The 21,188-nt window shown below is 41.3% G+C and carries 21 protein-coding genes; 16 read left to right on the top strand and 5 right to left on the bottom strand.

Annotated elements, in window-relative coordinates:
• Positions 1 to 27: 27 nt before the first annotated feature.
• The 13 genes from T344_RS0119860 (at position 28) to T344_RS0119800 (ending at position 14,741) form a co-directional block, all read left to right on the top strand.
• Complete coding sequence (locus tag T344_RS0119860; protein ID WP_004629108.1) at positions 28 to 438, top strand: bacteriohemerythrin; 411 nt, start codon at positions 28 to 30, stop codon at positions 436 to 438.
• Positions 439 to 482: 44 nt separating this feature from the next.
• Entirely contained in the window at positions 483 to 974 is a 492-nt protein-coding gene (locus tag T344_RS0119855) for a cell division protein ZapA (protein ID WP_479692235.1), read from the top strand.
• Between the two features lie 141 nt (positions 975 to 1,115).
• Positions 1,116 to 2,015, top strand: coding sequence for an alkaline phosphatase family protein (locus T344_RS0119850; protein ID WP_027630122.1), 900 nt, complete (start codon positions 1,116 to 1,118; stop codon positions 2,013 to 2,015).
• On the top strand, positions 1,999 to 4,530 hold the full coding sequence (locus T344_RS0119845) for a U32 family peptidase (protein WP_027630121.1): 2,532 nt from the start codon (positions 1,999 to 2,001) through the stop codon (positions 4,528 to 4,530). The genes T344_RS0119850 and T344_RS0119845 overlap by 17 nt, the downstream gene beginning before the upstream one ends.
• A 49-nt stretch (positions 4,531 to 4,579) precedes the next feature.
• The gene (dut, locus tag T344_RS0119840; protein ID WP_479692234.1) at positions 4,580 to 5,077 is read left to right on the top strand and encodes a dUTP diphosphatase; all 498 of its coding nucleotides are present in this window, start codon (positions 4,580 to 4,582) and stop codon (positions 5,075 to 5,077) included.
• A 12-nt stretch (positions 5,078 to 5,089) separates the two neighbouring features.
• Positions 5,090 to 5,986 carry an AraC family transcriptional regulator gene (locus tag T344_RS0119835; protein WP_340140767.1) on the top strand — a complete coding sequence of 299 codons (897 nt, stop codon included), beginning with the start codon at positions 5,090 to 5,092 and terminating at the stop codon, positions 5,984 to 5,986.
• A gap of 120 nt (positions 5,987 to 6,106) precedes the next feature.
• Positions 6,107 to 8,029, top strand: coding sequence for a DUF4838 domain-containing protein (locus T344_RS28885; RefSeq protein WP_051572083.1), 1,923 nt, complete (start codon positions 6,107 to 6,109; stop codon positions 8,027 to 8,029).
• Between the two features lie 79 nt (positions 8,030 to 8,108).
• Positions 8,109 to 9,401, top strand: coding sequence for a 6-phospho-beta-glucosidase (locus tag T344_RS0119825; RefSeq protein ID WP_027630118.1), 1,293 nt, complete (start codon positions 8,109 to 8,111; stop codon positions 9,399 to 9,401).
• A gap of 113 nt (positions 9,402 to 9,514) precedes the next feature.
• The gene (locus tag T344_RS0119820; RefSeq protein ID WP_027630117.1) at positions 9,515 to 10,492 is read left to right on the top strand and encodes an N-acetylglucosamine kinase; all 978 of its coding nucleotides are present in this window, start codon (positions 9,515 to 9,517) and stop codon (positions 10,490 to 10,492) included.
• A 145-nt stretch (positions 10,493 to 10,637) separates the two neighbouring features.
• Positions 10,638 to 12,485 (top strand): GTPase HflX, encoded by a 1,848-nt coding sequence (hflX, locus tag T344_RS0119815; RefSeq protein WP_084331286.1) that lies wholly within the window; start codon positions 10,638 to 10,640, stop codon positions 12,483 to 12,485.
• A 159-nt stretch (positions 12,486 to 12,644) separates the two neighbouring features.
• Positions 12,645 to 13,082, top strand: coding sequence for an NUDIX hydrolase (locus tag T344_RS0119810; RefSeq protein ID WP_004629204.1), 438 nt, complete (start codon positions 12,645 to 12,647; stop codon positions 13,080 to 13,082).
• A gap of 151 nt (positions 13,083 to 13,233) precedes the next feature.
• Positions 13,234 to 13,884, top strand: coding sequence for a YigZ family protein (locus T344_RS0119805; protein ID WP_027630115.1), 651 nt, complete (start codon positions 13,234 to 13,236; stop codon positions 13,882 to 13,884).
• A gap of 119 nt (positions 13,885 to 14,003) precedes the next feature.
• Positions 14,004 to 14,741 carry a YebC/PmpR family DNA-binding transcriptional regulator gene (locus T344_RS0119800; protein WP_027630114.1) on the top strand — a complete coding sequence of 246 codons (738 nt, stop codon included), beginning with the start codon at positions 14,004 to 14,006 and terminating at the stop codon, positions 14,739 to 14,741.
• A 109-nt stretch (positions 14,742 to 14,850) separates the two neighbouring features.
• On the opposite strand, the gene T344_RS0119795 is transcribed toward T344_RS0119800, so the two are convergent.
• The 5 genes from T344_RS0119795 to T344_RS0119775 all read right to left on the bottom strand — a co-directional run bounded on the left by T344_RS0119795 (position 14,851) and on the right by T344_RS0119775 (position 17,330).
• Positions 14,851 to 15,087 (bottom strand): hypothetical protein, encoded by a 237-nt coding sequence (locus tag T344_RS0119795; protein WP_004629164.1) that lies wholly within the window; start codon positions 15,085 to 15,087, stop codon positions 14,851 to 14,853.
• Between the two features lie 42 nt (positions 15,088 to 15,129).
• Positions 15,130 to 15,390, bottom strand: a complete 261-nt coding sequence (locus T344_RS0119790) for a CPF_0552 family protein (protein ID WP_027630113.1) — start codon at positions 15,388 to 15,390, stop codon at positions 15,130 to 15,132.
• Between the two features lie 61 nt (positions 15,391 to 15,451).
• Complete coding sequence (locus tag T344_RS0119785; protein WP_027630112.1) at positions 15,452 to 16,504, bottom strand: AI-2E family transporter; 1,053 nt, start codon at positions 16,502 to 16,504, stop codon at positions 15,452 to 15,454.
• Positions 16,505 to 16,717: 213 nt separating this feature from the next.
• Positions 16,718 to 16,912, bottom strand: a complete 195-nt coding sequence (locus T344_RS0119780) for an alpha/beta-type small acid-soluble spore protein (RefSeq protein WP_027630111.1) — start codon at positions 16,910 to 16,912, stop codon at positions 16,718 to 16,720.
• A gap of 205 nt (positions 16,913 to 17,117) precedes the next feature.
• Positions 17,118 to 17,330 carry a DUF378 domain-containing protein gene (locus T344_RS0119775; protein WP_004629179.1) on the bottom strand — a complete coding sequence of 71 codons (213 nt, stop codon included), beginning with the start codon at positions 17,328 to 17,330 and terminating at the stop codon, positions 17,118 to 17,120.
• Between the two features lie 531 nt (positions 17,331 to 17,861).
• Between T344_RS0119775 and T344_RS0119770 the strand changes: the two genes are divergently transcribed.
• The 3 genes from T344_RS0119770 (at position 17,862) to T344_RS0119760 (ending at position 21,080) form a co-directional block, all read left to right on the top strand.
• Positions 17,862 to 18,638 carry a DUF6873 family GME fold protein gene (locus T344_RS0119770; RefSeq protein ID WP_027630110.1) on the top strand — a complete coding sequence of 259 codons (777 nt, stop codon included), beginning with the start codon at positions 17,862 to 17,864 and terminating at the stop codon, positions 18,636 to 18,638.
• Positions 18,639 to 18,906: 268 nt separating this feature from the next.
• Positions 18,907 to 19,824, top strand: coding sequence for a putative sporulation protein YtxC (gene ytxC / locus T344_RS0119765; protein WP_027630109.1), 918 nt, complete (start codon positions 18,907 to 18,909; stop codon positions 19,822 to 19,824).
• 428 nt (positions 19,825 to 20,252) lie between these two features.
• Positions 20,253 to 21,080: an Asp23/Gls24 family envelope stress response protein gene (locus T344_RS0119760; protein WP_027630108.1), complete on the top strand. Its 828-nt coding sequence runs from the start codon at positions 20,253 to 20,255 to the stop codon at positions 21,078 to 21,080.
• The last annotated feature ends 108 nt before the right edge of the window (positions 21,081 to 21,188 follow it).

The raw sequence follows: 21,188 nt of genomic DNA, 5'->3' as shown, positions 1-21,188 counted from the left end.
ATATTGTAATGTATCGGAGGGATAAAAATGGCGGCAATACAATGGAGAGACAGCTATATGATTGGCATCAAGGAGATCGACGATCAGCATAAACAGTTATTCGATGCGGTTGACAAACTTTTTGCAGCATGCAGTCAGGGAAAAGGCAAGGAAGAAGTGGGGAATACACTGAAGTTTTTAGAGGAATATACCAAGGTTCATTTTACCGATGAACAGCAGCTGCACATAAAATTCAATTATCCTGAAAGGCTCAACCATAGGAATGTACATGATAATTTTTTGAAGAATTTTGAAAAATTGAAACAGGAATTTGATGAAAAAGGTGCAGGTGTTCTTTTTGTTTCTACTGTTAACAAATTATTTGTGGACTGGCTGATCAAGCATATCGGAAGCATGGACAAGGCCTTTGCCACCTACGTAAAAGAGCAGCAGAAATAAATTATTTGCCGAAATATAGAATAATATAGTATAATTGAGGTAAATTGAGGAAGGCTTGTATAAGCCGTTCCACAGCGAGATTGAAGGAGCTGATCACCTTGACCTCAAAAAATAAGGTTGTTATCCGTATAGCCGGCAAAGATTATACGCTGGTAGGTATGGAGTCAGACGAATATATTCAGAAGGTCGGACTGTATATCGACAAAAAAATGAATGAAATATTGATGCGCAACAATAGGCTCAGTACCTCGCTTGCAGCTGTTCTCACCGCAATAAACGTGGCCGACGATTTTTTCAAATCCCGTGAAGCGGAGGTTAATGTCAGGAAGGAAAAAGAAGCTGTAAATGAAGAACTTGAGAAACTCAGGAATGAAATCATGCAATTGAAGGAAGAAAACGGCAGCCTGGCTGCAAAAAATACCAGCCTTCAATTGGAACTTGCCAAAAGGGAAGCAGAGCTTGGCGAAGTCAGAAATTCAATAGATAAGGGGAGCAGAACTCTTATTCAAAAAACTTTGAGTGGATATGATATGTAGTTGTTCATAGCTGACACAGCCGGAGGAAAAATACCCTCCGGCTTTTTGTTACACAGGACAGGTTTGACTTTTAAAAATCTGCATTATATAGTTAGAATTGATGGGAAATACAAAAAACATATACGAATACGAAGGGTTTATATGAAAGTAATTTTTATATTTATAGATGGAATAGGTACCGGCAATAAAAACCGGGATACAAACCCAATATATGCCGCGCACACACAGGTTTTGTCAAATATGATCGACAATGCCCGGTTCACAGCCGATGCATCCATGGGAGTGCCGGGACTGCCTCAGAGTGCTACCGGACAGACTGCCATTTTCACTGGTATCAATGCGCCGGCAGTACTGAACAGACACCTCAGCGGACAGCCTACCGTCACACTGAAGAAGCTTATTCAGGATATTAATATCTTCGGACAACTGATGAAAAAGGGATTGACGGTTACCAATGCAAATGTCTACCGGGATGAATATCTTGCCAACATGCTGGAGGTCAAGGACAGGCGGAACAGGCCATCTGTGACTTCCGTCATGGGAATGGCCGAAAATATCAAGTTCCGCAATGTAAAAGATTTTATGGAGAATAACGGAGTATATCATGATATAACCGGTGATATATTAAAAGAGTCTGGATATGAAGTGGATGTGATATCGCCGGAGGAGGCAGCCCAAAACCTTTACAGGTTAAGCCGCCAATATGACTTTACCTTGTACGAACATTTCATAACTGATTACGCGGGTCATAAATTTGAAATGGACAGGGCAACCGAAGTGGTAGTCAACCTGGACAGATTTCTGGGTAAATTGGTTGATATGCTGGACTTTGAGCAGGAGGACGTACTTATAATCACCAGTGATCATGGAAATCTCGAGGATATATCGGTCCGGACACATACCATGAACAGGGTTCCGGTAATTGTAAAGGGAAAGAAGGCTGAGCAGGTGGAGAAGGAAATAAACTCTTTGGTTGACATAATGCCTTTTGTCATGGAATTATTCAGGAGGGAATTAGACGGCAATGACAAAGAAAATTGAGCTTTTGGCACCTGCAGGCAATTATGCTGCATTCCTTGCTGCGGTTGAAAATGGCGCGGATGCGGTTTATATGGGCGGAAAGCTGTTGAATGCAAGACAGTTTGCAGGAAACTTTGAGGATGAAGAACTGCAAAAGGCAATAGATTATGCACATGTCAGGGGAGTACGCATACTTCTCACCCTAAATACACTGGTGCTGGACAGTGAAATGCAGGAGGCTGTGGAATATGCGGCCAGGGCATATGAAATGGGCGCGGATGCTTTTATAATACAGGATATGGGACTTGCGGCAAATCTAAAAAAAGCTGTTCCCGGTATTCCCATCCATGCAAGCACCCAGATGACTGTTTATAACCTGGAGGGCGTAAGGTCTCTCGAAAAAGCCGGCTTTGAAAGAGTGGTACTTGCCAGGGAGCTTGGAATTGGTGAGATCAGAGAAATTTGCCGCAATACCGGGCTTGAAATTGAAGTATTCGTACATGGCGCACTCTGTATCAGTTACTCCGGCCAGTGTCTGATGAGCAGCATGATCGGCGGCAGGAGCGGAAACAGGGGGAAATGTGCCCAACCCTGCAGAATGTATTATTCGCTGGCCAGGGATGGAAAAAACCTTAAAAGCAGCTATTTGCTCAGCCCAAAGGATATCTGCTATATAGACCATCTGGCAGAACTGGTTGACGCAGGTGTGGCCTCCTTTAAAATAGAGGGCAGGATGAAAAGCCCCGAATACGTTGCCACCGTGGTGGGCACCTACCGGAAATATCTGGATCTGCTCCAGCAGGAGCAGAGAAAGCTCCCGGGTGAAACGCCGGTTGAAGCAAATCAAAAGCAAATATCGGGTCCCGGGGTTTCGGAGCAGGACAGGCATCAGCTCCTGCAAAGCTTTAACAGGGGGGGTTTTTCAAAGGGATACCTGCTGGGCAAGACCGGGCCTGAGATGATGGCCTACCATAAGCCTAAAAACTGGGGAACCTATTTAGGCACGGCGCTTGCCCGGGACAGCAGCACCAACTCTGTAAAGATCAGGCTGGAAAATACATTGGGAAATGGAGACGGCATAGAGATATGGTCGGGGAAAGCTTGCGAGGAAAGTCCCGGCGGTATTATCACAAAGATAGTCCTGGATGGGGGCAAACAGGTCAAGCGCGCCAACTCCGGCCATACGGTCTGGGTCTCGGTTATCAGGGGAAATATAGAAAAGGGGAGCAGGGTTTACAAGACTTCGGATAAGGAAATGCTGGAGCAGGCAGCAGCTTCCTTTGCAAAGCCCTCCAGAAAAGCAGATATTAAAGCTGCCTTTAAAATGAAGGCCGGGGAACTGCCGGAATTAATCCTGGAGGATTTCAACGGCAATATTGTTTCTTCGAGGGGTGGCAGCCTTCCTGAAAAAGCTGTTAACAGGCCTCTCACCGGGGACAGGATTTCAGAACAGCTAAAAAAAATGGGTTCAACACCCTTTAATGTGGTTGAATTAAATATAGATATGGATAACGATATTGTGATACCTATAAGTGAATTAAACAATATCAGGAGAAGAGCGGCCGAACTTTTGGAAAGTAAGCGCGTATTGGCAGGAAAGCCGGAACACGGACTGCAAAATAATCCGACATATTTCCCGGGAAATACTGCAGACCTGTCATATAGTCTGAAAAAGCCAAAAATTTCTGCCATGTTCTATCATGTAAACAGGGATATGGAGCTGGACCGGGTCAATGCAGACAGATTGTATATTCCTTTGAAAGATATTTTGGACCGGGACACCGGTGAGCAGATAACAAAAGTCAGAAGCCAGGGAAAAGAAGTGTATGCATATATTCCGGCAGTGATCAGGGGAAAGCAGACAGAGCTTCTCATTAAAAACGCCCGAACCGTCAGGGAAAAAACCGATGGATTTCTGGCGGGAAATATAGGAGTTGGGGAGCTGCTGAGGGATGTGCTGGGTGAGAATGTGAAATTAATGGGTGATTATACTCTCAATGTGCTAAACAGTTCAACTCTGGGTTTCTTTAAGGAAGCAGGCTATAAAGGGGCTGCCTTATCCTATGAGCTGAATTTGACCCAGCTGGCATCCATTGCCTGCCCGGGGGATTTTGAAGCCGAAATTGGAGTTTACGGGAGAATACCCGTTATGACCAGCGAGTACTGTCCGGTGGGAGGAAGTGTGGGAAATGCCGCGCCTCACAGGTGCGGAACGGAGTGTAAAAACGGAGTTTTTCACTTAAAGGACAGAAAGAATGCGGCATTCCTTGTCAGGTGCGACTGCCTGGATTGCAGAAGCACCATATTCAACTCGGATATATTGTTTGCGCCCGATCTGCTGGACGATATATGTAAAACGGGGGCGGCTTATCTGAGGATGAGCTTTATTGACGAAATAAGTCAGGAAGTTTATGATATTGTTAATTTACACAGAGATATGATAGAAGGCGGAAGAAACACACCTTCCGCCCAAAGAACAATGGAAATAATCAGAAGCAGGGGTATAACAAAAGGTCACCTGCAGAGAGGTGTTTAGCAGTTATTAAGGATACTGGGCTCAGTTATACCCGGAAATGGAGGAACAGGTGGTTGAAGTTTTTGTAGAGGTGTGCAGGGAGGATGCAATACTGCCGGTATATGCGAATCCGGGTGATGCGGGGATGGATGTATTTGCTGCCGAAGAGGTGATTATAGCCCCGGGTGAGACAGCCATAGTGCCCACCGGTTTAAAGCTCGCAATACCGGAGGGCTATGAAATACAGGTGAGACCCAGGAGCGGGCTGTCACTGAAAACTCCCATCAGGATTCCCAATTCCCCTGGTACCATTGACAGCGGTTACAGAGATGAATTGGGGATAATTGTAAGCAACAATTCCGACAGGAATGTGTGCCAACCCGGCCGGACACCTTTTACACTGGAGGAGAAGGGCAACAGGCAGGGAACGTATATTGTAAGAAAGGGTGACAGGATTGCCCAGATAGTATTGCAGGCAGTACCAAAAATGGTGTTTACAAAAGTCCCGTCGGTAAAGGCTGTGGGGAATGACAGGGGAGGCGGCTTTGGCTCGACCGGAGTAAAATAGGGGGAATCCGCTCTGATAAAACAAAGGGACAAATATAAAAAATTTATTTTTACTGACATTTCCAAAGAGAAAAAAGATGATTTTCCTGTAATAATAGGTGAAACCTACGGTATTGATAAGAACAGCTGCATGCTTCACTACCATGACTGTATCGAAATATGCTATATAAAGCAGGGGACCGGAACTTACCTGATCGATGGAAATGAATATTCTTTTGCAGCCGGTGATATTTTTGTCATCGGCAGCAATGAAATACACCTGGCCTATAATGACAGAGATGTCATAATGCTTGTAGTCCTTTTTATGCCCGCATTAATTTATAATGGAGCAGGGTACTCTTTTGAGATGGATTATATCAGCACATTTCAGGAGGCCAGGAGGATGCTGTTTCACAGGATATCGCCCTCTTTTAGCCATTATGAAGCTATTCTTGACGCTCTTTTGGAGATAATGCATGAAAATACCGGTAAAAACCCCGGATATGAGTTAATGGTTAAAGCAGCTCTCTTAAAAATGACTGTAAATATTAAGAGGTGCTTTAATATTGAGTTAAAAAGTAGTTTACATAATAACACAAAGAATTACGACTTTTTTATTCCGGTATTTGAGTATATTAAGGAAAATTATTCAGGAAAGATTAAAATAGAGGAGCTGGCCAGGCTTGTCAATATGAGCTCATCAAATTTCAATCTGGTTTTTAAAAAGTCAACCGGTTCAACACCTACTGAATATATAAATAAATTCAGGATAGTAAAAGCATCTCAAATGCTGCTGGAAACAGACGGAAAAATTATAGATATTGCCGCAGAGGCTGGTTTTCTGAGCCTGCCGCATTTTATAAGCTGCTTTAAAAAATACACCGGAAAACTTCCGAAGGATTTCAGGAGCATAAGAGAATATATAAATTAGTTTGTAATATATATAAAGATGTAAAAGATGCGCTGCCGTATAATTTTTATACGGCAGCAATTTTTTTGAAAAGCAATTATAAGAAGCAATTAATAATAGGTAATTATGAGGAGTGATTATATGGAAAAAAATTTGACGGTTACATCCCAGTCCCATAATGAAGTGACAGTTTTCGCCGCAGAGGAATTGAAAAGATACCTGGAGTTGATGCAAAACAACCGGACCGGAGGTCTTGAAAAAGCGCACCTGATAAAGCTTGGAGTATTCGGGGATTTTGACATAAAGCCCATAAACGGCAGTACAACAGCATTTGATGATGAGATTTTCATTGATATTGACAACGGTGAGGGCATTATTGCAGGAGCAAATCCCAGAAGTGTTCTGCTTGGAGTCTACAGATTCCTCACAGAGGCAGGCTGCAGATGGGTCAGGCCCGGAGCCGGGGGAGAAATCATTCCTGGGCGGTGTATTGAGGATATTTCAGTAAGGCTGCAGGAAAGGCCGTCATACAGGCACCGCGGCATATGTATTGAAGGGGCGGTCAGCCTGGAAAATGTCACGGATACTGTAGACTGGCTGCCAAAAGTGGGATTGAACAGTTATTTTATCCAGTTCAGGGAGGCATATACTTTTTTTGAGAGGTGGTATAACCATACCGATAATCCTGAAAAGCAGGGTGAGAAATTTACCATTGAAAAAGCAAGAGAACTTACAAAAGCACTGGAGGCGGAGATTAAAAAAAGAGGCCTGATTTACCATGGAGTGGGGCATGGCTGGACCTGTGAACCCCTGGGTATCCCCGGCGTAAGCTGGGAAAAGATCCAGGAGGATATCAGCCCTGAGGTCACCAGGTATTTTGCAATGGTCAAGGGTGAAAGAAAGATGGTTGACGGGATCCCCTTAAACCTGAATCTGTGTTATTCCAATCCGGAAGTTCAGGAAATGATGGTACAGAGTGTGCTGGATTATCTGAAGTCCGATAAAAATGTTGATATCCTTCATTTCTGGCTGGCAGACGGGTACAACAACCAATGCGAGTGTGAAAACTGTAAAAAGCATATACCTTCGGATTTTTATGTGCAGATATTGAATAAACTGGACAGGGTGTTGACGGAAAATAATATTAAAACCAAAATCGTATTCCTGCTGTACTATGATCTTCTGTGGACTCCCGAAGAGTATCATATTGAGAACCCGGACAGATTTATAATGATGTTTGCACCCATAACAAGAACCTATACCCACTCTTTTGCCGGCAGCACCGTAAGTGAAAATACCGTCAGGCATGAAAGAAATGATATTAAGCTGCCCAAAACCATAGGTGAAAATCTTGGGTTCTTAAAAAACTGGAAAAAGGAGTTTAAAGGAGACAGCTTTGATTTTGATTATCATTTCATGTGGGACCACTTTTATGATCCAGGCAGTATATACACAGCTAAAACTGTTTATGAAGATGTACTGAATCTGAAGGAAATAGGCCTGGATGGCCTGATCAGCTGTCAATGCCAGAGAGCGTTTCTTCCCACGGGATTTGGTGTATACACAATGGCCCGGACCCTTTGGAATGACAGGCTGGACTTTGATAAAACAGCTGGGGACTATTTTAACAGTGCTTTTGGCGAACAGGGAAGCCAGTGTTTTTCATACCTGCTGACCTTGTCGGAATTATTTACACCACCGTATATGCGGGGAGAGATTCCGGCGGCTGATGAGAAAATTTCAAATAAATACGATTCCATACATAAGGTTTGTGAGGAGTTCGGATTGTTAATAAATCAGAACAGGGAGAAGGGACATCCAAGTCAAAGGCTGTCCTGGCAATATCTAACCTTTCACATGGAAATTTGCATACGTATGGCTGAACTTTTAAAGTACAGAACGCTTAATAATTTTGAAATGGTTGAAAGCGCCTGGAAAGGGCTGAAGAAATATATTTGCAGCATCGAGGACCAGGTACAGCCGGTTTTTGATCTGTACGAATTTATCCAGACTTTTGAGATCATGAACGGTTTTGTCCTGAAAGATCCGGAAGAGAGGAAATGACAAATGCAATGGATTAAATTCAGATGCAGTTCAGGTGCAGTTCAGATGTAATTCGGTGTAATTCAGGGAGGATGGGATTATGAGAAATTTAAAGATTGCAGTAATTGGTGCAGGAAGTACATATACCCCCGAACTTATCGAGGGATTTATCGTCAGGAGGGAGACCCTTGACGTGGAATCCATTTATCTCATGGATATAGATAAACCAAAAATGGGTATAGTGGGTGCACTGACCGAAAGAATATTAAGGAAAAATTCCATGAAATGCAGGGTTGTTATGACAGACAATCTCGAGGAGGCAATACAGGGGGCTCATTATGTGCTGTCCCAGGTCAGGGTGGGTAAACTGGATGCCAGGATCAGCGATGAAAAGATACCCCTTAAATATGACATGCTGGGACAGGAGACCACGGGGGCAGGCGGCTTTATGAAGGCCATGAGGACCATTCCCGTTATTATGGATATTGTAAAAACCATGGAAAGACTTGCTCCCGACGCATGGCTCATCAACTTTGCAAATCCGTCGGGTCTGGTGGCTGAAGCAGTATTGAACAACAGCGGCATTAAGATGGCAGGATTGTGCAATTGCCCCACCAGCATGATAAAAGATGCCAGAGCCATGGTTTCAGCTGATACGCGGAATTTTGACTACGATTACGTCGGGCTGAATCACCTGAGCTGGATAACAGGAGTATATGCAGAAGGAAACAATATCCTGCCACAGCTTATTGAGAGTGGACTGGAAATAACAACTATGAAAAATATCCAGGAGGCGGAGCTTCAAAAACCGTTGCTGAAAGCCACCGGAGGAATTCCTTCCTCGTACCTTAACTATTACTATTTCAGGGATGCTCAGATAAATCACTGCAAGGAAGCGGAGAAAACCAGGGGCGAGGTGTGCAAGGAGCTTGAAAGGGAGCTGCTTGAGCTGTATGAGGACATTAACCTGGTTGATAAACCGGCACTGCTGGAGCAGAGGGGCGGAGCGTATTATTCCACCGCAGCAGTCTCACTGATCGATGCGCTGGAAAATGACAAAAATGAGTATCATGTTGTAAATGTAAGGAATGAAGGTGCATTACCCTTTATGGACAATGATGATGTTGTTGAGGTAAAGTGTCTTGTAAACAGAAAGGGAATTTTCCCGGTTAAAATGAAGAATTTTAATAACCATATGATCATAGGGTTGATGAAGGCTGTGAAGGCATATGAAAAGCTGGCTGCCAGGGCAGGACTGACAGGGGATTATGATGCGGCACTGTCCGCCTTGCTGGTCCATCCGTTAATAGGTGATTACAACAAGGCAAAACCCATGCTCGATGAGATGCTGGAAGCCAACAGAAAATTTTTGCCGCAGTTCCATAAGAAATAGAAACAGTTGCTAACTTCCTTTACTCGCCGCACAGCGATAAAGGACAATTAATTACATAACATTTTGTGGCCACAAATGTGGCTCAAAGCCATAACATGGCTTGGGAGGCTAATATGAAGCAATACGTGCTTGGGGTGGATGGAGGCGGTACAAAAACACAATGTGCACTGTATGATATTGAAGGTAACGAAGTTGACTTAATTAACTGGGGCCCGACGAACCATGAGGTATTAAAAGGCGGCTATCAAGGCTTCAAAAGTGAAATGACACTGATGCTCAACTACCTTGTAAAGCGTAACGGGCTGCAAATCAGTCAGATAGTTAAAAGTGTTTTTGGCATGGCAGGAGTTGATACAAGATGGCAGCATAAGGTCATTTCAGGAATTTTGAAGGAACTTGGCTTCAATGATTTTAAATTGTATAATGACGCCTACCTTGCAATAAAAGCCGGAAGTAAAAACGGGTGGGGAATCGGAGTTGTCAATGGGACAGGGTGCAGTGTGGCCGGTATTGACCGGACGGGAGGCGTTCTCCAGGTGGGAGGTATGGGTGCCATTACGGGAGATCTGGGCGGCGGTGCATACCTGGGAGAAAAGTTTATACAGTCTGTTTACAATTACTATTTCAGGTGCGGGGCAGAGACCTGTATGCTGGATATGATTCCCGAAGAACTGAAGGTGGAGTCAAAATATGATTTCATTGACAACGCTATCCGGAAAATAGAAGAAGGAAGCATAAGTGTACGGGAACTGAACAGAATTATCTTTGATGCTGCCAACAAAGGAGATAACCTGGCCATAAAAATACTCGAGGAGCTTGGCCGGAGTCTGGCAAACTCGGTTAACGGGTGTATCAGGGAGCTGAAATTTGATACACCTGGGCTGCAGGTAATACTATCGGGCTCCATTAATACAAAAGCGGCAAATCCCACAATTACCGACACTTTAAAAAAATGTGTGACCTCGGCGAACAGGGATATGGCTATAGAGTTTATCCTCCTGGATAAGCCGCCGGTCGTAGGTGCGGTCATATGGGCCCTTGAGGATATAATGGACAGAGAGCAAATAATCGGACTTTTTATGAAATACTGATCATAGTGCGCGAGTACAACTTCAAAAAATGGTAAGCTCTATTAAAGGTACAAATTTAAATTTATTAGTTAACAGCACTCCTTGAAATTTTCATTTATCTGCCTTATTCTCTAATAGTAATATATAATATAGGTAAATCTGCATCATGGAAAATTGGTGTGCAAGTGTGCCGGGGCGTACCTGGATTATAGGAGGCGAGCTTATAAATATTAACGGAAATACCCAATCCATCAAGGAGAGGCTTCTTAACGAGCTTGAGGAGTTGTATGATAAAAAATTCGAATCAAGGGAACTTGTTCCTGCCGAATTGGCTGAAACCATAGCAAGAATTTCTCATGAGATTAACAGGGAGATATCTGTTCTTATAAACAGAAGAGGAATTGTAGTTGACATAAGTATTGGCGACAGCGGAACAGTGTCGCTGCCCCAGTTGGACAACAGAAGAGGGAAATCCAGATTGTCTGCTATCAGATGCATTCATACACACCCCGGCGGAAACGGGATGCTGTCGCAGGTTGACATAAGTACACTGCAAAAGCTGAGGCTGGATGCAATGCTGGCAATGGGCATAAATGAGGGACAGCCTGGGGAAATATATGCGGGCTGCCTGTCGGCCGAGCAGGATGTGGATGTGTATGGCCCGTTTACACTGGGCGAGCCGAGGCTTAACTATCTGTATAAAATCATAGAGGAACTTGACGCCTCGGTGAAGGATGATATATATGAAAATGAAGGAGAGGCCGAGAAAGCCATACTTGTTGGACTGGAAACCAGTCAGAGCAGACTGGAAAGTGCCTCGCTCAGGGATGCGGAGGACTCTCTCACTGAGTTGGAGGAACTGGCCGGGACCGCAGGAGCAATAGTTGTGGACAAGGTCCTCCAGCGCAAGCAGGCCCAGGACTCGGCCTACTATGTGGGAAAGGGCAAAATAGAGGAGCTGTCTCTGCTGTGCCAGGCAAGGGATGTTCAGCTGCTCATATTCGACGATGAGCTCTCGGGCGCCCAAATTAGAAATATAGAAGACGCAACAGGTGTAAGGGTGGTAGACCGTACCACATTAATATTGGATATTTTCGCCCAGAGGGCCATATCAAAGGAAGGCAAGCTTCAGGTGGAGCTGGCACAGCTCAAGTACCAGCTTCCCAGACTCATCGGCCTGGGAACCCAACTGTCCAGGCTGGGCGGAGGTATCGGAACACGTGGCCCTGGTGAGAAAAAGCTGGAGGTGGACAGAAGGCATATCCGCAGAAGAATATCAGGTCTTGAGAGAGAACTTGGGCAGCTTGAGAAAAGAAGAGACTTTATGCGGAGCACAAGAAGTAAAAACAATGTGCCTGTTATAGCCATCGTTGGTTACACAAATGCCGGAAAATCAACACTCATGAACAGGTTGTGCGGAGCGGCCGTATTTGTGGAGGACAAACTGTTTGCCACTCTTGATCCGTCTGCCCGCAAGCTGATACTGGCCGACGGAAGGGAAGCCGTACTCGTAGATACGGTCGGCTTCATAAGAAAACTGCCCCATGATTTGATAGAGGCGTTCAAGTCAACACTGGAGGAGGCAGTGCACGCAGATATGCTGCTGCATGTTGTTGACGCTTCAAATGAGAATGCAGCAATGCAGATCAGTGTTGTGGAGGGGCTGTTGGATGAATTGGGAGCTTCCTCAAAAAATACGATACTTGTACTCAACAAGCAGGATCTTGTCACCTCGGGAGGCAGAATAAATTCCATAGGCTATTCCTCAGTCTGTGAAATATCAGCAGTTACCGGAACCGGTATTGACCGTTTGCTTGAACAAATTACCGAAGGTTTTAAAGACAGGCTCAGGGAAATAAATCTGCTCATACCATATAATGAGGGGTGGGTGCTGCCATACATTTACAAATACGGGCAAATAATCAATCAGGAGTATCTGGAGAACGGAATACAGGTTAAGGCTTTAGTGAAATTAGACAAAATTGGCAAACTCGAAGAATTTATCCTTGTATAATATATATAAGTACGGTATTATATTTATAATAGAATGTATTAAATTCTATGCATTGGAAATAATAAGGAATAGTTAGATAATATATACATATGAATAATTATATTATTATCTGATTATTCTGAAAACTCAAAAAAATCTATCAGGGAAGGGGTTTTGATTATGCTTGTTAGAAACTGTGCAGGTGGTGTTGTCTTTTCCGGAGAGAAAGTATTTCTTCTCAAAAATGAGAAGGATGAGTGGGTGCTTCCTAAGGGAGTAATTAAGATCGGGGAATATCCCGATGAAGTTGCCAGGCGAAGAGTTAAAGAAGAAGCAGGAATTAATGCCGAAATTATTTCTACTGCGGGTAATACCAATTACGAATTCTTTTCAGTCACACGTCAAAGGCCAGTCTGCAATAAGATCACATGGTACGTCATGAAATCCCTGGATGATAAATTTGAAGTTAATAAAGAAGAGAACTTTACCGATGGCGGTTATTTTACCATTGAGGAGGCCTTGCAAAAAATAACCTACAGTCAGGACAGATCCCTTATAAACTGTTCCTATTCAAAGTATTGCAAGGTGGAAAATTCCGATGCGGTAGGGTTTTATTAAGTTTGACAATAATAAAGTAAATAAATTACAGCACTCTCCATGATGGGGAGTGCTGATTTTATTGAGGTGAAAAAGCTTGCAGCCTTTAATTTTCAGGTATACTGAGGTATAATAATTACTATTCTGCTATAACCTTTTTTATGGAGGCAAAATGATATCCGAATATAAAACAGTCCTTAATACTGCTGTAACCGAGTTTGAGGAAAAGAAATCAAGATTTATAACGAATGTAAAGCCTGTGTCTTCTGAGGAGGATGCGGTTGAATTTATAAATGAAATAAAATCCAGGCACTGGAATGCCACCCACAACGTCTATGCCTATTCCATAAGCGGTGACAGCCTCATCCAGAGATACAGCGATGACGGTGAACCGTCAGGAACGGCCGGTATGCCGGCGCTTGAGGTTATCAGGAGGATGGGTGTGCAAAATGTTGCCGTTGTTGTGACCAGATATTTCGGAGGTACGCTCCTGGGTGCATCCGGTTTGATACGCGCATACAGCCACGGGGCTTCTCTGGGTCTGGAGGCCGCTGAAGTAGTTACGAGAAAATTATGTGTAAATGTTAACATAATGCTTGAATATACATTGTTTGGGAAATTACAGAATATGCTCATGACAAACAATAATATAATAAAAGATACACAGTATGGACAGGATGTTGAAATCACGGTCCTTATTGAGGACGGAAGAGAGGAAGCCTTAATCAGGGAGGTCGTTGAGAACACAAATGGCAGGGCCATCATCGGATGCGGTGAAAAAGAATATATAACATTGGATGGTGAAGGGAAAGTCATAGGTTAGCAAACTCATATGCCAGCAGGTTGATTATTTGAGAAATTACTATTATAATGTTTAAGTAATAATTCAAAAAATTAATCAGCAATGTTTATTATAATGCAGTGAGCATTAGGGAGGTATTTATGTCAGGGCATTCAAAATGGGCCAATATCAAGCGTCAAAAGGGAGAAGCCGACGCAAAGAAGGGAAAGATTTTTACTAAGCTTGGCAGAGAAATTCAAATTGCTGTTAAAGTTGGTGGAAGTGCAGATCCAGCTACAAATTCCAAACTGAAGGATGTTATTGCCAAGTGTAAAGCTGTCAATATGCCTAATGATAATATTCAGAGAAGTATAAAAAAGGCTGCCGGCGACGGTGATAATGCGAATTATGAAGAAATAACCTATGAGGGCTATGGTCCGGGCGGGGTAGCTGTTATTTGCGAATGTACCACCGATAACAGAAACAGGACTGCGGGGGACTTAAGGCACTACTTTGATAAATTCGGAGGTAATCTGGGTCAGAGCGGCTGTGTTTCCTTTATGTTCAATAAAAAAGGTGTTATAGTTATTGAGAATGACGGAAAAATCAGCGAAGATGATCTCATGATGGAAGCCCTTGAGATTGGTGCCGAGGATTTCAAGGCGGATGGGGATGTATTTGAAATATTGACTGACCCTGCGGATTTTTCAGCTGTACGTGAGGCGCTTGAGAACAAGGGATATGAATTCCTTGAAGCCGAAGTGTCAATGCTTCCTACAACGACTACAAAACTTACCGATCCTGAGCAGATCAAGTTTATGGATAAGCTGATTGAAAATCTGGAGGACCTTGATGATGTTTCCAATGTATATCACAGCTGGGAACAGGATGAAGAATAATTCGGAACGTGTTGAATAGATATAAAATGGGAACGGCCCTTGTGGCCGCCGATAAAAAAGCCGGCTGATGCCGGCTTTTAACTTTAACAACAACTAAAGCATTTTAATTTTACTGCTTATCAATGATTTCCAGTCTGCCCTCGTCAACGAACTTTTGAATATGGGCAACTTTGATGTCCAAATCAGTAGCAATTTTACCTATTGTAGCTCTTGGATTCAGCTTCAAGTAGTTCTTGATTTTTTTAAATTCCAGTTCGTTTCTCTGGCTGCAGGTCAGACAAAGACCGTCACTGGTGGTATATTGGAACATTCCCATACATTCTTTACATTGCTTTGTTTCAGCCATATATAACCCCGGTAATTAATTATAATTGATATTTTAGTAATATTAATCCGAACAAATCTGGCTGTTTTTTGCCTTAATGCCAGGAATATTGTTCAAATTCTCCTCCAACTCCAGCACTTCCTTGTCAGATCCAATCAAGTGAAGGATAATAAGGCCTTCGTTTGAGCAAAAGTCTTCACCTGCATCATGAATTCCAAGCCTTGTTTTGATAATACAGCCTGATTTAGTAAAAACATGCTGCATTTCAGAAACATTTTCAATTCTGTTGTTTGTCAGAACAGTCATAACATTATAGCAAGCCATAAACAACCTCCATAATAATAATTAAGTGATAAGTAAAACTTGTTGTAACTCCCGGTATTTATTATTGACCAGCCCGGTCTTCAGGTTCTGCTGCAGCCGGTACGTCAGGATTTTGTACCTCAAGTACATCCAATATAAAAATAAATATCGGAATTCCGATTATAAGTCCCCAAATCCCAAGGATATGCTCTGATACTATCAGAATTACGAAAGTATAGAACACCGGAAGTTTTGTCTTCTGGGACATAAGCTTCGGATTGAGAATATAGCTCTCAAGGGCATGCAATATTGCAATCAGAATCAAAACATAAACAATCATTCTAAAGCCGCCAATTGTAAAAGCTATAATAGCAAGCGGCAGCAGTGATATAACCACACCTGCTACGGGGACAAGCCCCAATACGAATATCATGGCGCCTAAACCCAATACCTGCGGAAAGTCAAGTACGTACAGCATTATCATTGACAGGATGGCATTGATAAATGATATGGTTATCTGAGTTTGGATTACTTTTCCGAAGGATTGAAGAAATTTTCTTCCGAAAAAGGACATTTCATCATATACAACTTTAATTTTACTATTTTTAAAATATGAGGTGAATTTGACGATCCTGTTTTTTTCAAGTATAAAAAACAAGCTCAATATCAGGGCTATAAAGATATCGATGCCCCATTTGCCTATATTGGTGATGGATTTGATCAAACCCTCATAATTATTGTTGATATACGTTGACACTTTAAATTCCTTTGAAAGTGATATGAAGTAATTCAAGGTTTCATTTTCATAGGTACCGTTTAAGAAAACAATTGCCTGCTGTATGATTGAGTTTACTTCGGAAATTATTTTCGGAATATACAGATACAGTACATAAACGGCAAGTGTCAGGATTGCAAGGTATACTGTAATGATAATAGCCTTTAAGACTCTTGAATTAAGATTTTTAGCCCTTTTAAAAACAAAATTTTGCGCAGTATAGCCGAGATAAGCAAAGATAAAGGTCAGCAAAAACATGTTTGCCATACCTCTTAAAAGGTAGATGCCTAATCCGAAAGCAAGAAGTATCAGTATACGCCTTGTCATTTGATTTGTGAGGATTGTTTTAAATGTTGTCATAGAAACCGTTTCCTTGTTATTATTATAAGAAAATACATTATCCCCGCAGTGTATGTACAGGCTTGGTGCAATTAACTTATTAGTTCAATTATATAAAAATATTCATAACTTATAAAGTGTTTATTTGCAAATAAGTTTAATTAAATAAAAGGACACCGTCCTAAACGGCATCCTTTTATTATTGTGCCCTTTAAGGACACTCACCTGCAAATATTACTTGTTCATTTCCTGATGCTGATCTCTAAATGTCTGGAATACTTTCTTGGTGATGTTTCCACCGACTTTACCAGCATCTCTGGAAGTCAAATCACCATTGTAACCTTCTTTGAGGTTTACGCCTACCTGAGAAGCTATTTCATACTTCATGTTCTCAAAACCAGTGTTTCTGTTATTACTTCTACTTGCCATAATCGCATTCCTCCTTTTAGTGTCACCATATTTCACTGTTATCAGTGATTTTGCTGGTGTACTTATATAATTTGCAATACCGAAAAAATTATTACAGAAATTTATAACTTTTTTAATAAAAAATTCTGGAAATAGAAACATAAATATATTTTTACCCGGCCATAAAAGTAATAAAGTGGCGTCAAACACCCGCCACTTTAGGCTATTATTGATTTCTTGCAGTTTCAGTTTCCCTAAATAAAAGACTTATGCTGTACAAACCGGCAATACCTACTATGGTAAATATTGTCCTTGTTAAAAGCGAAGCGGTTCCAAATATGGAGGCAACCAGGTCATATCTGAATAAGCCAACAGAAAGCCAGTTTAAAGCTCCAATGATAACCAGTACTAGTGCAACCCTATCCAAAGGTGTTCTCATTGTCATAACTTCCTTTCTTGATAGTTTTGGCAAATTTCTATATTAGAAATTGTGCTTGAATATATTATAATTAATGTACATATTTTTTATTCACTGCGGTCATTACATGCATAAAATAACCGCACTTCCTTTTTTACGGGAAATGCGGTGTATTTAAATAACCGTCTGTTTTCACAGGCAGTTAGTCCTGATATATGATGCGTACAAAGAATTTTCTTTTTTAGAGAACAATGTTTTTTGTAACCATAATCAGGTTTTATGATAATAAGATTTACTGATCAGGTAACATTAACAGTAATGTATTTGAATTAACTTGATGTTTTTAATTTAAAGCATCCAAATGAGATAACGTATAATTAAGCTATTCCAGGGAGTGACAATTAATTAAAATCATAATAAATAACTATTTTGTAAAGTCACTCCTTAGTATAATATGAAAAAGAAAAATTATGTGTGATAGTAAAAATATTTATTTATAACAAATACCAGTACAATATTCTGCATATTGTACTAGATTAACGGAGGCAGGGTTTGAATCTGATAGAAACACCAAATTTACCGGCTGGGACAGTGACCGCCGTCATTATTGACGGAAGGATACCCCGCGAAATAAAAGCTGCGCTTGAAAGGCTCAAAATAGCCATAGTACCCACAGAGGCCCATCCGGATGTATATGCTGCCGTTGCGTTCCATCCCGACATCATGCTGCACCACATAGGCGGAGATGTTTTGGTATACGCACCGGGCACACCGGAACAATTTCTGGATACACTTCGGGAAAGAGGCTTCAGGTTGTTTCAGGGCAATACCGTGCTGGGAGACAAATACCCTATGACTGTAGCCTACAATGTTGCAAGAGTCGGAAATTATGCAATTCACAACACCAAATATACCGATCCTGTTGTACGGGAGCTGCTTGCCTCGAAAGGAGTTGAGTTTATTCACACAAATCAGGGTTATTCCAAATGTCTGACCTGTGTGGTTGATTCAAACAGTATCATAACCTCGGATCACGACATCCATAGAAGAGTCTGTGCCGCAGGTTTGGATTCATTGCTGATAGAGCCTGATGAGTCCATCAGGCTGGAGCCTTTTAATATGGGTTTTTTCGGGGGAGCCACAGGTATGATAGGGAAAAATAAACTTGCAATAGCCGGAGATTTACGTTTTCATAAAAATTACCATAAAATAATGGACTTTTTGAGTTTAAAACGCGTAGACGTGGTTATGCTTAATGATGGAAAGCTTATGGACATAGGAACAATAATTCCTGTGGAACAGAATCGGCAGTACAATCTTTGGTTCTGAAAATAAAGAAAATACGCTGCTCGCTCTGTTATAAATTAATCTTGAAGGTGTAGTACCTTAAAAAATTACAGTGCATATAATGTAGCAAGACTTAAGAGCGGATAAAGCTGCTGGGAAATTATAAAAATAATTTTTGATAGCATAAACTGTAAAAACGCTCACTGCATACAACATTTTGCCAAAGTCAATTACGGTTAAACTATTCATTTACATTTGGAGTAATAGTAATTGACTTAGCACATACTACACACGAAGGGAAGTGAAGTTGATGCAGTATCCATATCTCTCAATAGGGATAACAGATAGCGCAGAAAACATAATACAACAAATAGATAAAGAGCTTCAGCAACTCAGGGAAAAGAATATAGATTACTCTATTAAAGAGGTTGATTTTGAGGGTACAACTTCAGTTGTGTGTAATTTAGAAGGAGAGCCGGTGTTCTCAAAAAAATCCAACCAGTATGAATTACTGAAATATCATGTGTCAAATGCTCTTGCCGACCATGTTATACAGCAGTATGAAGAAAAACTTTTAAATAGAATTATAAATAGTAACTATGGATATTTTAATTCAGCCGAAAAGAAAGAAATATTACGCATTTCGCTTAAAATAATCAGAAACGATGACAAGGTTTTTTTCAACACCCTGTTTCAAATAAGACGCAGAAATCTTATTATAAAAAAACTAATGGAGTATTTTGAAAGCTCAAGCAGCATCATTCTGGACGGCTTTGTCAATTTCAGGCTGAAGGATTATATAAAGGAACTTGAAGATATTATTGACAATGCAGTAGATGACTTTCTCGTTGAAAGGGAGTACAAGGAATTCATAAGGCTTTTAAGGTATTTTGTTGAGATACAGGAATCGAAGTTTAATTTCATCCATGTGGTAATGCAATATGATGAAAACTATATTTTGCTGGATGAGAAGAAACGTGAAATTACCAATGAGTGTATCCAGGAGTTCATAGCCGAGCTCCCCGAGTCTGAAATAAATCACGATGACCTGCTGGTCAGCTCATTGATAACGCTGGCTCCCAAAAGCATAATTATTCATAATTGGGAGAGGTTTAAAAACCAAAAACTTTTGGATACTATTAAAAATGTTTTTTCGGGGAAAGTTATACTTTGCAGCGGTTGCAGCGTTTGTGAATACAGTTTTGCAAAATCCGACAGAAAAGACTAAGGGTCGACAGACTAAAAAAAATAGTAAAATATTACTATGATATTTTTCACAATAGATATTGACAAAAAGTTGGTATATAAATACAATATATCGTGTAGTAACTATATAAAGTGTAGTTGAAATGAATAAACACTTTATATTGGTTAACAGCCAATATAAATAATTTATACCTTACAAAAGATAAAACGATAAAATTACAACAGACAAAGTTTAAAATTACAAAAGATTAAAATGTCCGGGAAAAAGAAAAGAGAGTCAAATGGCTCTCTTTTTCCCTTTGTATACAAATGTATACAAAACATTTAAGCAGGTTTGGAATCAATGATTTACATACAATACCGTTATAATTTATAATTTGTTTAAAACATGTAAATAATTCAGATTAAAGACTCTATGTTTATTGTTTACGCCATATTAGGAGGAAGACCTTGAAAGTAATTGGATTTATTGGACCAAGCGGTACGGGAAAAAGCCACAGAGCATCCTGGGTTGCAAGAGAACATGGGACAGACTTTATAATAGACGATGGACTGCTGATAAAAGGGAATACCATAGTAGCAGGGGTTTCTGCAAAACGGGAAAGTACAAAGATAGCCTCGGTCAAAAGAGCTTTATTTACAGATCCGAAGCACGCCGAGGATGTTGTTAAGGCGCTGAAAAATAATGACACCCAGGTGCTGCTCATAATTGGGACCTCTGACGGGATGGTGGAAAAAATAGCCGGACGTCTTGGGTTAGGTCCTGTTGCCGAAAAGGTATATATAACCGACGTGGCCAGTGAATATGAAATAAAGCAGGCGTTATCCACCAGAAGAGAGCAGGGAAAACATGTAATTCCCGTTCCTACCTTTGAGATAAAAAAGGATTTTTCGGGGTATTTTCTTGACCCGCTCCAGATTTTCAGGAGAAAGGGTAAGGGCAGCTACCAGCTGGTGGGCGAAAAATCCGTGGTAAGGCCTACCTTCAGCTATATGGGAAATTATACCATTTCGGACTATACTATCTACCAGATAGTTGAATATGTCACCTCCAATATTGAAGGTGTATCCAAAATATCCAGGTTCCGCGCTGAAAACAGGCCGGACGGAATATATATCGAAATGGATATTGTACTTATATACGGTTATATGATAAAAAAACTGCTCAGAGAAGTTCAGGAGCAGGTCAGCGAACAGATCAAGCACCTTACCGCCCTGAACATCAGAAGGATGAATGTGGTGGCAAAGAGCCTTGTGATGGACAGCAGGAAGAGCTGAGGAGGAAGTAATTCTTCTTGTTGCCTAAGGATTTGGAATTAATACGGCCTTGCGTAATTTGGAGGATTTAGGTGAAGTAAAAAACTGCATACCAGACTATGCAGTTTA

The sequence above is a fragment of the Ruminiclostridium cellobioparum DSM 1351 = ATCC 15832 genome, from assembly GCF_000621505.1.
GTDB classification, from domain to species: Bacteria; Bacillota; Clostridia; order Acetivibrionales; family DSM-1351; genus Ruminiclostridium; species Ruminiclostridium cellobioparum.
This window is presented reverse-complemented; position numbering and strand designations above follow the sequence as displayed.